The organism is Actinomadura sp. KC216, from assembly GCF_004348535.1.
Lineage (GTDB): Bacteria > Actinomycetota > Actinomycetes > Streptosporangiales > Streptosporangiaceae > Spirillospora.
This window is the reverse complement of sequence record NZ_SMJX01000049.1, coordinates 1-11,782: the sequence shown is the minus strand read 5'-3', so window position 1 is coordinate 11,782 and position 11,782 is coordinate 1. Positions and strand designations below refer to the sequence as shown.

General features: G+C 70.3%; 11 protein-coding genes. 8 read left to right on the top strand and 3 right to left on the bottom strand.

Annotated features, from left to right (window positions below; all coding sequences use genetic code 11):
* The first annotated feature begins 70 nt into the window (after nt 1-70).
* The 5 genes from E1264_RS11325 to E1264_RS11305 all read left to right on the top strand — a co-directional run bounded on the left by E1264_RS11325 (nt 71) and on the right by E1264_RS11305 (nt 6,142).
* Nucleotides 71-1,411 carry an amidohydrolase family protein gene (locus E1264_RS11325; protein ID WP_132172410.1) on the top strand — a complete coding sequence of 447 codons (1,341 nt, stop codon included), beginning with the start codon at nt 71-73 and terminating at the stop codon, nt 1,409-1,411.
* Nucleotides 1,408-2,985, top strand: a complete 1,578-nt coding sequence (locus tag E1264_RS11320; RefSeq protein ID WP_207935856.1) for an FAD-dependent monooxygenase — start codon at nt 1,408-1,410, stop codon at nt 2,983-2,985. Before E1264_RS11325 ends, E1264_RS11320 begins: the two co-directional genes overlap by 4 nt.
* Before the next feature lie 122 nt (nt 2,986-3,107).
* Nucleotides 3,108-4,595 (top strand): MFS transporter, encoded by a 1,488-nt coding sequence (locus E1264_RS11315; protein WP_207935855.1) that lies wholly within the window; start codon nt 3,108-3,110, stop codon nt 4,593-4,595.
* A gap of 41 nt (nt 4,596-4,636) precedes the next feature.
* Nucleotides 4,637-5,056 carry a Rid family hydrolase gene (locus tag E1264_RS11310; protein WP_132172408.1) on the top strand — a complete coding sequence of 140 codons (420 nt, stop codon included), beginning with the start codon at nt 4,637-4,639 and terminating at the stop codon, nt 5,054-5,056.
* A 33-nt stretch (nt 5,057-5,089) separates the two neighbouring features.
* A complete protein-coding gene (locus E1264_RS11305) occupies nt 5,090-6,142 on the top strand; it encodes a pyridoxal-phosphate dependent enzyme (protein WP_132172406.1) in 1,053 nt (350 codons plus the stop codon).
* Here E1264_RS11305 and E1264_RS11300 read toward each other — a convergent pair.
* Nucleotides 6,086-7,246, bottom strand: a complete 1,161-nt coding sequence (locus E1264_RS11300) for a mandelate racemase/muconate lactonizing enzyme family protein (protein WP_132172404.1) — start codon at nt 7,244-7,246, stop codon at nt 6,086-6,088. The two genes, E1264_RS11305 and E1264_RS11300, sit on opposite strands and share 57 nt — an antisense overlap.
* Nucleotides 7,243-8,643 carry a CoA transferase gene (locus E1264_RS11295; RefSeq protein WP_132172402.1) on the bottom strand — a complete coding sequence of 467 codons (1,401 nt, stop codon included), beginning with the start codon at nt 8,641-8,643 and terminating at the stop codon, nt 7,243-7,245. Before E1264_RS11295 ends, E1264_RS11300 begins: the two co-directional genes overlap by 4 nt.
* Here E1264_RS11295 and E1264_RS11290 point away from each other — a divergent pair.
* Nucleotides 8,581-9,759, top strand: a complete 1,179-nt coding sequence (locus E1264_RS11290) for an acetyl-CoA acetyltransferase (protein WP_243710869.1) — start codon at nt 8,581-8,583, stop codon at nt 9,757-9,759. The genes E1264_RS11295 and E1264_RS11290 overlap by 63 nt on opposite strands.
* A complete protein-coding gene (locus E1264_RS11285) occupies nt 9,756-10,181 on the top strand; it encodes an OB-fold domain-containing protein (RefSeq protein WP_132172400.1) in 426 nt (141 codons plus the stop codon). Before E1264_RS11290 ends, E1264_RS11285 begins: the two co-directional genes overlap by 4 nt.
* A 41-nt stretch (nt 10,182-10,222) precedes the next feature.
* Here E1264_RS11285 and E1264_RS11280 read toward each other — a convergent pair whose 3' ends face one another.
* Entirely contained in the window at nt 10,223-11,077 is an 855-nt protein-coding gene (locus E1264_RS11280; protein WP_132172398.1) for a helix-turn-helix transcriptional regulator, read from the bottom strand.
* Nucleotides 11,078-11,242: 165 nt separating this feature from the next.
* Here E1264_RS11280 and E1264_RS11275 point away from each other — a divergent pair.
* Nucleotides 11,243-11,782 (top strand): TetR/AcrR family transcriptional regulator (locus tag E1264_RS11275; protein ID WP_132172396.1); only part of this gene is annotated, 540 nt, incomplete at its 3' end.

Here is an 11,782-nt window from a genome sequence, read left to right as displayed (position 1 = left end):
GGAGCCTGTTCGCGCGGTGGCCGTAGCGTGACGGCAGCCAGAACAAGAGACGGCCGGAACAGGACTTCACATGGAAATCGAGGGCAAGGCGTCCCTGCGGGTGCACAACGTCCGGCTCATCGACGGTGTCGGTTCCAGGGCCGTGCCCGATGCCGTGCTGGACGCGGACGCCGACGGCGTGATCGTCTACGCCGGCCCGGCGAGCCATGCGCCGCCGGCGCCGCGCGGAGTCCGGACCATCGACGGCCGGGGTGGAACGCTCCTTCCGGGCTTCTTCGACTGCCATGTGCATCTCGGCATGTCCTCGGACCGGTCCGTGGTGGAAGAGGCGCTGATGACCGATCCCGTCCTGCGCATGCTGCAGACGGCCGACCGGCTGCGGCGAACCCTGGACTCCGGTGTCACTTCCGCACGCGACCTCGGGGCGCTTCCGGCGGGGTTCCGGCACGCCGTCGCCTCCGGGCTCGTCCAGGGCCCGCGGTTGCAGGTGTCCGTCGGGATCATCAGCCACACGGGCGGGCACGCGGACACCACGCTGCCCGGGGGAATGGATCTCGGCTTCGATTTCTGCGCGCTCGCCGACGACGTGCCAGAGGTGCGGAAGGCGGTGCGCCGGATGCTGCGCGCCGGCGCCGACGTCATCAAGATCTGCACGACCGGGGGGATGAACAGCGCGGGGGACGATCCCGACGACGAGGACCTGCTCGAAGAGGAGATCGCCGCGGCCGTCGACGAAGCACGCCGGCACCGCGGCCGCCCGGTCGCCGCGCACGCCCAGGGCCGGGCCGGCGTCCTCGCGGCGATCCGCGGCGGCGTCCGCTCGGTCGAGCACGGCTTCGGCATCGACGACCAGGGGTGCGATCTGCTCGGCGAGCACGGCGCGTTCCTCGTGCCGACTCTGGCGACCGTCTTCCGGCCGCTGGACCGGAGCAGGATGCCGCCCTGGGCCTACGAGAAGAAGCGGCGCTGGAACGAGATCACCAAGGAGAACATCGCGGCGGCCATCGAGCGGCAGGTGAACATCGCCGCGGGAACCGATGCGGGCATCAGCGCGCACGGAGGGAATCTCGCCGAGCTGCGGCACCTCGTGGAGCTCGGCATGAGCCCGATGGACGCCATCCGCGCCGCGACGTCGAACAGCGCCCGCCTGCTGGGGGTCGAAGACCGGCTGGGCGCCCTGCGTCCGGGCATGCTCGCCGATCTCGTCGTCTGCGCGGGTGACCCGCTGCGGGACATCGGGCTGCTGGCCGAGCCGGAGAAGATCGTCGTGGTCGCCCAGCAGGGGGTCGTCCGCAAGCTCACACCGCCCGCGGTCGACACCGTTGACCATCGGCCCGGGCCCCCGCCCGAAGCAGGGGCGATCGCCCCCGCGCCGTCCGTTGCCTCGCATCTTTCGAGAAGGTCCTCATGACCGACGTGCCGAACACCGACGTCCTCATCATCGGAGCCGGGCCCACCGGCCTGACCCTGGCATGTGACCTCGCCCGTCGCGGAGTCGCCCACCGCGTCGTCGAGCGGGACCCGGTACCGAACCGCGCTTCCAAGGCCAAGACCATCAAGCCCCGCTCCCTGGAGGTGCTCGACGACCTCGGAGCGGTCGACCACGTGCTGCGCCGCGGGGTCGTCTGGCTTCCTGTGCGATTCCACGAACCGTCGGGCGCGGTCGTGGACAAACCGCCGATCTCGGACCGGGCGGACCAGTCGTACTCCACGCCGTATCCAGATTCGCGGTGGATCGGCCAGTTCGACATCGAGTACGCGCTGCGGCAACGGCTCGAAGAGCTCGGCGGCCGGGTGGAGTTCGGCACCGAGGCGGTCGGTGTCGAACAGGACGACGACGGCGTCACCGTCACGCTGCGGACGACGACCGGAGACCAGACCGTCCGCGCCCGCTACGTCGTGGGGGCGGACGGCGGTAAGAGCAGCACCCGCAGGTCCATCGGGCTGCAGCTGGTCGGCAGGACCTACGAGCGGCAGCGCTGGTACCTCGGAGACGTCACCGTGCCGGGCCTCGACCGCTCCCACATGCACATCTGGCCGTCCGAACGCGGCATGCTCGGTCTCACCCCGCTGCCCGGCAGCGACCTGTGGCAGTTCCAGAGCCCGATCCTGGAGGACGACGAGCCGGGAACCCCGTCACTGGAGTTCTACCAGCGATTGTTCGACGAACGCGTCGGCAAGGGCGCCGTGGCGCTGGGCGGTGCGGCGTGGCTGTCGGTCTACCAGGTCAACGCCCGCGTGGTGGAGGACTACCGCAAGGGTCGCGTTCTGCTCGCCGGTGACGCCGCCCATGTACATTCCCCCGCCGGCGGCCAGGGCATGAACACCGGCATCCAGGACGCCTACAACCTCGGCTGGAAACTCACCAGCGTCCTCGCCGGCGCCCGGCAGAGCCTGCTGGACACCTACACCGCCGAACGGCTTCCCGTCGCACGCACCGTCCTGGAATTGAGCACGGAGAAGATGACCAGGACGATGGAGCAGGCGGGCCGCGGCAGCGAGGACGGGCTGGGCTCGGCGCTCGGCCAGATCTCCGACGGGTCGCTGACCACCGGACTGGGGATCCACTACCGCACAGGCCCGATCACCTACCGCGGTGGCGAGCGGCGCGCGTCCGGCCCGGTGGCCGGCGACCGGGCTCCGAACGCCGGCGGCCTGGAAGGTGCCGGGTTCAGTGGCGACCTCTTCGACCTCATGCGCGGACCGCACTGGTCCCTGATCGCCTTCGAGCACGCCGATCCGGTCGTCTTCGACAACGCGAAACCGACCCACATGCACGTGCACCGCATCGGATCCGCACCGGGCAGCCCCATCGTGGACGTCGCAGGCGAATTCCGGCGGATCTACGACCCCTACCCGGGCGAGCTCATTCTCGTCAGGACCGACGGATACATCGCGGCCCGGATGCCGGCCGCCCAGGAGATGGACGTCATCAATCACCTCGCTCCGTTCCGGTCGATCGGCAACCAGGTCAGACCCTACTGACCAAGCCCCCTTTGGAACCCGCCACGTCATCCGGCTTCCTACGGCTCCACACCGGCGCTCTCCCGCAGGACGGCGCCTCCCATGCGACCCCGCCCGCATACGCGTTGGGAAAGGAGTGCCTCATGCGAGGCAGCAGCGCCGGCAGCGCCGGCCCCGAACCGATCGGCGGCGGGCGGCGAACGCGATGGAGTAAGCGGCTCGCGGGCCAGGTAGCGGTCCTGATCATGGTGAACGCCATGGTGGACACGGTCATCGCGGGACCGCTGATCGTCCTGTCGGACATGCTCGATCACTTCGGCACCGATGAGGCGGCCTGGCTCAATGCCAGCGCGATGCTGGCCGGAGCGATGTGGGCGCCGCTACTCGGAAAGGCCGCCGACATCCATGGGAAGCGGAAGATCCTCGGAGGTACGTTGCTGGCCGCCTGCGCCGGCGCCCTCGTGTGCCTCTTCGCCCCCAACATCTGGGTGTTCATCTTCGGGCGCCTGCTGCAGGGAGCGGCCGTGGCGTCCTTCTTCCTGGCGGTCGCGCTCATCCGCGACATCTGCGAACCCCGCATCGGGATGACCGTCGTCGGCATCGTGACGTCCGGCTCCGCGGTCCTCGGCATCGTCACCCCCGTCATGTTCGTGCTGATGGCGGACGCGTACGGCTTCAGAAGCGTGTTCGTCCTGTCGGCGGCGGTCGCGTTCGCCATGGCGATCTGCGTGCGCACCCTCCTGCCCGAATCCCAGATGAAGACGCCGAGCAGGCTTGACGTCACCGGGGCCGTTCTCCTCGGTGGAGGCTTGGCGATGGTGCTCAGCTATGTCAGCCTCGGGCCCGACTTCGGCTGGTTCGCCTTCGGCCCGCTCGCTCTCCTCGCCGTCGGCACCGGGGTCCTGGCCACATGGTTCCGGCAATCGGGCCGGATCCCCGAGCCCCTGGTCAACGTCAGGAAGCTCGGCAGGCCACTGGTCGTCACCCTTCTCGTGGTCGTCCTCGGAACCGGTTCGTATCAGAGCATGCTTCAGCTCGTCGGCATCATCCGGGACGTCTCGCTGGATCAGGGACTCGGGTACGGGATCGCCGAGCAGGGCCCCATCGCCTTGCTGTTCGCCGCACCATCGCTCGGAATCATGATCGGGGGGCCGCTCGCCGGAGCCCTCGCGGCGCGGATCAGTCCGGCCTCGACACTGGCCGCCGGAGCGGGGCTCGGCCTGGTGGGGACTCTCGGGATGTTCTTCGGAATCTCCCAGCTCTATGTCGCGGTCGTGTTCGCCTTCGTGCTGGGGCTCACTGCTGGAGCGCTGGTGACCTCGGGCTTCAACATGGCCGGCAGCCTGGCGCCCGCCGAGCGGCAGGGCAGTGTGTCAAGCCTGGTCATGGTCATGATCGCGATCGGCTCCGTGGCCATGAACTTCGTGGGATCGGCCGTGCTCAAGTCCACCAACGTGGTCGTCGGCGGATCGACGGAGAACTCGGCCACGGGCGTGGTGAGCTACATCGCCGTCGGGCTCGGCGCCTTCCTGGCCGCCGCGGTGCTGGCCGTCATCCTGGTGCGCATGCGGCGTGTCGTGGATGCGCCCGCCTCGACACCGTCTTCGGTGCGCGCGGCCCGATCCGGCTAGGTCCCTCGCAGGCAGCCGTCTCGACGGAGGAGGAACACGGAATGCGGTCAGAGACCGAGCGGTCCGGCACCGGGCATGTCGATGAGCATCCGTACTCGGTGGCGTTCCGCAGCGGCGACCTCGTCGCGGTGTCCGGCAGGCTCGGGGTCGACGCGTCCGGCCGCCTGGTGCCGGGCGGGTTCGACACGGAGTGCGCGCGGGCGTTCGCCAACCTCGATGCCGCCCTGGGGTCGGCCGGGGCGTCCCGGAACGATGTGGTCATGGTGGTCGCGTACCTGACCGACATCGCCGACCGTTCCCGGCTCAACGCCGTCTACCAGGACTTCTTCACCGAGCCCCGCCCGGCGCGCAGCTGCGTCGGGGTCGCCGCACTGCCGTACGGCGCCGTGGTGGAGATCGAGGCGCTGGCACGCGTGCGGGAAGCGCCCGGCATCGGCGGGAACACCGCCGATGGCCACTGACCACCGGCCACTGACCACAAGAGAAGGAACACGATGACGTCCACCCCGCCGGTCACCCTCGACGACGTCCACGACGCCGCGGCCCGGATCGAGGGAGTCGCACATCGCACCCCCGTGCTGCGCTCACGGACCCTGGACCGGCTGGTGGGCGCCGAGGTGTTCCTGAAGTGCGAGAACTTTCAGCGTGTGGGCGCGTTCAAGTTCCGCGGTGCCTACAACGCCGCCGCGCGCCTGCCCCGTGAGCGGCTGACCAAGGGCCTGGCGGCCTACTCCTCCGGCAACCACGCGCAGGCCGTCGCCCTGGCGGCCAGGGAACTGGGGACCGCCGCGGTGATCCTCATGCCCGAGGACGCCCCGCGCTCGAAGAGGGAGGCGACCGCCGGGTACGGCGCCGAGATCGTCACCTACGACCGTTACACCGGTGACCGGGCGGCGATCGGCGCGGCGCTGGCCGCCGAGCGCGGCCTGACCCTCATCCCGCCCTACGACCATCCGGATGTGATCGCCGGCCAGGGCACCGCGGCCCTCGAACTTCTGCGGGACACCGGGCGGCTGGACATGCTGGTCGTGCCGGTCGGCGGTGGCGGGCTCATGGCCGGCAGCGCCACCGCGGCCACGGGTCTGCACCCGGGCATCCGCATGATCGGTGTCGAGCCGGAGGCCGGCGACGACACCAAGCGCTCCCTGGAGGCCGGCCGGCGCGTCACCATCGACGTGCCGCGCACGATCGCCGACGGCCAGGCCCTGCCCACTCCGGGCGAGCTGACCTTTCCCGTCAACCGGCGCCTCGTCGAGGCCATCGCGCTGGTCACCGATGACGAGATCCGCGAGGCCATGCGCTTCGCCTTCGAACGCCTGAAGATCGTCGTCGAGCCGAGCGGCGCCACCGGCCTGGCGGCCCTGCTCGCGGGCCGCGTCACGGACCCGCGCGGGTCGATCGGCGTGGTCGTCTCGGGTGGCAACGTCAGCACCGCGCGCTTCGCCGAGCTGTGCGGATGGCCGGTCGAGAGGATGGCCGGCCAGAGCCGCCTATCCGGTGAGGCGACGCCAGGGGCCGCAGGCGAGACGCTCGACTGCCTCGGGTGACGGGGTGAACCCGGAGCCCGGGGCCGAGCTGATCGGGAGCCGGCCGTCGTCGAGGTGCAAGCCCTGATCCACCAGCGCGTCGAACCAGGGGACGTACTCCAGCCAGACCTCGTGCTGGGGAAGCGTCGCCAGTATCTGTGCCGAGACGTGCGGATAGAGGTGGGGGAGCATCGTCGCGCCGGAATCGTGGACGATCTCGGCGGCATGGATCCAGGCACCCATGCCTCCCACGCGTTCGAGTTCGCCGACGATGTAGGGAATCCCCGCCTCAAGGAGCGCCCGGAGTTCCCGCATCGAGAAGCAGGTCTCCCCGGTGGCGACCGGAACCGCGGAGCTGCGAGCCAGCTCGCGGTACCCGTCGAGGTCGTCCTGCGCTATCGGATCTTCGATCCATGCCAGCTCGAGATGAGCGAATCGCTCCGACGCGCGGAGGGCGTCCGGCACGGTCCAGCGCTGGAGGGCGTCGACCATCAGCGTGACGTCGCCGGGCAGGGACCGCTTGACCGCCTCCAGCCGTTCGACGTCCTCCCCGATGTCCGGCTTGCCGACCATCATCTTCATGGCGCGGACGCCCCGGCCGTACATCCCGGCGGCCTCCGCCAGGAGTTCCTCCACTGGAGAGTGCAGCATGAGCCCGGTCTGGTAGACGCGGACGTGGTCGCGTCGCCGGCCGAGCACCTCGCTCAGGCTGGCGCCGCGACGGCGGCACAGGAGGTCCTCGATCGCCATCTGCAGGCCCGAGACACCGAAGGCGGCCACGCCGCCGGCGCCGACGAACGCCGTCGCCCGGCGCATCGAGCCGAGAAGCCCCGGGGCGTCCTTCAGCGAGCGCTGTTCGACGAGGTCGGCCAGATAGCGAAGGCCGGCCTCAAGGAGGGGCGCCTGCCGGTCGCGCTGGACCCACAGCAGCGAATGGCCCTGCACACCGTCGTCGTCGGTCACCCGGACGAGCAGGACCGGCAGGTCGGACGGGGTGCGCCTCCCGTCGGGCAGCGTGAAGGAGGGGAGCCCGGTCGCGAGCGCGAGGCGCCGCACCTCGGCGCGCACGACCCGGGCATCCGCCGCGGCGGCGTCGTCCCCCATCAGCCGGGCGATATCGGTCATGGCTGCGGCGTCCCCCAGGCCGGGTCGTGCAGCACTTCGTCGCGGCTGGCGTCGAGTTCCTCGCCGGTCCAGCGGATCGCGCCAGGCGTCCGTCCGAACCGCGGCACGACGGCCGGCATGCGCATCGGCCCGTACTCGGGGTCGTCGACCGCTTCGATCGTGCCCCTGGCCCGGTAGTGCTCGTCCGCGAAGATGTCTGCGATGTCGTACTCGACGCAGTAGGCGACGTCGTTGTCGTCGCAGATCTTCGTGAGCTCCTCCGTCGAGCGCCGCCCGACCCATGCGGCGAGGACGACGTCGAGCTCCGCGCGGTGCTTCACGCGGGCCGAGTTCGTGCTGAACCGCGGGTCCGAGGCCATTTCGGGACCGCCCACGGTCTCAAGGAGGCGTTCGGCGACGGGTTGGGTGCTGGCCGTCAGCGAGAACCACTTCCCGTCGGCGGTCAGCCAGGTGCCGACCGGGGCGACGTAGGTGTTCGACGTGCCCTCGCGGCCGATGACCGTGCCCTCCTGGTCGTAGGTGGCCGTCATGAGCTCCATGACCCGGAAGCACGCCTCGTACAACGCGAGATCGATCTCCTGCCCCTCGCCTGATCGCTGACGCTCCGCATACGCGGCGAGCACGGCGGCCGTACCGGTCAGGGCACCGAAGTAGTCGCCCACGGGTATGCCCGGATGGACAGGCGGGCGGTCGGGAAAGCCGTTGATCGAGGAGAAGCCGCTGAACGACTGGGCGATCCGGCCGAACGCCCGGTGCGTCCGATTGGGCCCGGTCTGCCCGAAGCCGCTAACGCGAAGCATGATCAGGCCGGGGTTCTCGGTCCGCAGCGATGCGTAGTCGAGGCCCCAGCGCTCCATCGAGCCCGGCGTGAAGTTCTCGATGAGGATGTCGGCGGCCTTGACGAGGCGGAGGAGAACGGCGCGGCCGTCGTCGGTGCGCAGGTCCAGCGCGACCGAGCGTTTCCCGCGTCCGTTGACCTTCCACCACAGCGGTGCACCGGAGTGCGACCCGAGCTTCCGGATCGGGTCGCCGATCCCGGGCTGCTCTATCTTCACGACATCGGCACCCCAATCGGCGAGAAAGGTGCCGATCATCGGGCCGGCGACGAGCTGCCCGATGTCGAGCACCCGAATTCCCACAAGTGGCCCCTGAGATGGCGGCCGGTCATTTTTCGCCGTCATGCGTCCTCCATGGTTCCGGACGATACCGATGAGGCATGGGCCGAGGATGGTGGCGATTGCACCAGCCAACGCATAACGCCATTTCCAGGTATCCGGAGCACTAGTAAAAAGCACACCACGCTGTTCCAGGCGACCGGCGGTAACGTGCCCGCCGTGGGGCAAATCGATGTCGGCGACGCACAAAGAGACGCCGCGGCAATCGCCGGGGTCGGTCACACCGAGTACTCCAGGAACTCGGGAGCCACGACGCTCACGCTGGCGGTCCGCGCCATCCAGGCCGCGCTCGCCGATGCCGGCCTTTCGCAGCACGACGTGGACGGAGTCGCCTGCCACCGCGTGGGGGACTCCGCCGATCCCGCGCTGGTGGCACAGACACTCGGCGTCCGGGATCTGAGGTTCGCGCGGGACGTGTTCGGCGGCGGTAGTTCCTGCATCGCGCCGCTGGACGCCGCGGCGACCGCGGTCACGACCGGACGTGCCCGCTGCGTCGTCGTTTGGCGAGCGCTCAACGCACGCTCGGGTGTGCGGATGGCCGGGGCGGCCACGAACCCGGCGCTGTCGGGGGACGCGCAGTACTGGCTGCCGTACGACCACGCGTCGGCGCCGCAGCAGTTCGCGATGTTCGCCCGCATGTACATGCACGAATGCCACCTAAGGGCCGAGGATCTCGGACGGGTGGCGATCGCGCAGCGCGCCAACGCCGTCCGCAACCCGCGCGCGATGATGCGGCGGCCGATGACGATGGACGACTACCTCGGGTCCCGGTGGATCGCCGAGCCGCTCCGGCTGCTCGACTGCTGCCCGGAGACCGATGCCGCCGTCGCGCTGGTCGTGACATCGACGGCCCGGGCCCGCGATCTCAGGCGGACACCGGTCACCATCACCGCGACCGCCTTCGGCGGCGGCAACCAGCTGGCCTCCAACCACCACCCGGACCCCACCGTCTCGGGCGCGGCGGCCATGGCCCCACGGCTCTACGCCGCCGCCGGACTGGGACCCGATGAGATCGATCTCGCCGAGCTCTACGACGCGTTCACACCGCTCGTACCGCTCCAGCTGGAGGCTTATCGCTTCTGCGAGCGCGGGGAGGCCGCCCACATGATCCGGGACGGTGTGACCCGGCTCGGTGGTTCCCTGCCCGTCAACACCCACGGCGGTCATCTTTCGGAGGGTTACGTGCACGGGCTCAACCATGTGGCCGAAGCGGTTCTCCAACTGCGCCGCGACTGCGGCGAGCGGCAGGTGCCGGGTGCCGAGGTCGCCCTGTCGACGGCGCAGCCCGGTGTGAACAGCGGCCTCACCGGTGCCGTGATCCTCAAGCGGGCCGCGTGAGCGCGCGGCCGCATCTCGTGACCGATCTCGACTCGGCCCCGTGGTGGGAGGCGTTGCGGCGCCGCGAGTTCCTGGTGCAGGCGTGCGTGCCCTGTCGCCGGCTGCGCTGGCCGGCCAGGGGTTTCTGCAACGACTGCGGCTCGGATGACTGGACGTGGGTGCGGGCCTCCGGGCTCGGCACCGTCGCGTCCTGGACGGTGACGCACCGGCCCGCCGCGGAGGGCGGGCCCTTCGCCGTCGTCCTGGTGCGCCTTGCCGATCAGGACGACATTCTGGTGCCGGGCTACGTCGACGGGCCCCAGGACGGCACCGGGCTCGCCATCGGACTGCCCGTCGAGGTCGGCTTCATGGACGTCGCGGCCGGTGACGACGAGCGTGATGTCGTCGTACTGCGCTGGCAGCCTGTGCATCGCAGCGGTTGAGAACGTCACCGTGGGGCGGGCAGGTGCCGCCCCTCGTCGCGTCAGCCGGCGAGCAGCGCGGCCATGCGGTCCCGTGACCGCTGATCCTCGAGCATGTGGATCATGACCAGCAGGTCGGGGTGGTCGAGCGGCCGGAGCTGGACCACCCGAGCGCGTATGGCGCCGACGTCGGGGTGCTCGATCCTCTCCAGATGCCCCGTGAAGCCTTGCACCTCGTGGCGCCGCCAGGTTCTCCGGAAGAAGTCGCTGCTCTCGTTCAACCCGTCGATCACCTGCGCGAACCGCCCGTCGCCCGGGTACTTGGCGGCCTCGATCCGGAACCGCGAGATCGCGGACTCCGTCTCCGTCTCCCAGTCGACGAGACGCTCCCTGAGTTCGGGGCACATGACCTGGATCCACAGGCCGTTGCGGTGCTTCTCGTCCAGCGTGGACGGATCGACGAACAGCCGGGAGTACGCCCGGTTCCACGTCACGAGGTCGGTGACCGGCCGCATCAGCTGCGCCGGGTGCGGCAGCAGGCTGTCGACGAGCGCGACCAGGCTCTCACCGACCTCCGGACGGCCGCGGTCGAGGCTCCTGGGCGCGACCCCTGCGAGCCGGCGCAGGTAGCGGTGCCCGTTGTCGTCGAGCCGCAGCGCCCGCGCGAGCGCCTCGATGACCTGCGGCGTCGTGTGGATGTCGCGACCCTGCTCCAGCCAGGTGTACCACGTGACGCTCACCGCCGCCGTGTCCGCCACCTCGTGGCGCCGCAGGCCCTTGACCCGCCGCCGGCCGCGGCGGGGGATGCCGAGGTCCTCCGGCTGCAGGGACTCGCGCCGCGCCCGGAGGAAGGCCGCGAGTTCCTCGCGCCGGGCCTGTTCCTCGGTCCTCCGCGGTGACTGGACCAGATCACTCATGCCGGTTCCACCGTTTCTCCGCAAGTCGGCTGCTCGGCCGGGCAGCGCGGGTGCCTGGATTGGCGGCGAGCGCACCACGAGGGGAGCGGTAGGCGGCGCCCATGTACTAAACTGCACCGTCCAGTTCGATTTAGCAAGAGGTAGCAGGTCACGGAAGGACAAGAGATGACAGTCGTCGAAGGGCCGCGCCGGCGAGGACGCTCACCGCTGAAGCGCACCGCCGTGCTCGACGCGGCGCGGGCTCTCTTCCTTGCGGACGGCTACGACCGGACGAGCGTCGACGCCATCGCGGCCCGCGCCGGGGTGTCGAAGAGCACCGTGTACGACCACTTCGGCGACAAGGAGCGGATCTACCTGGCCGTCGTGGACCAGGTGTCGGAGCGGCTCCTGGTCACCGTCCGGGCCGCGATCGAGGAAGAGCTGCCGGAAGGCTGCGATCTGCGGCCGGGACTGTTCTCCTTCGCTCGTCGCGTGGCCACGGACGCGTTCGCGTCCTCCGATTTCGTTCTGTTCCGGAAGCTCACCGGCACGTGGCCGGCCGGTCGCCGCGTCCCCGGTTCGATGAGGAACGCGCCGAAGGAGCTGTTCGTGCGGCGCATGGAGGCGTTCATCGAAGCCGGGGCCGTCAACAGCGAGAACCCGTGGCGCGCTGCGGAGCACTTCATCGCTCTGACCTTCCTGCTCGCCCTCGACATGCTCGACCCC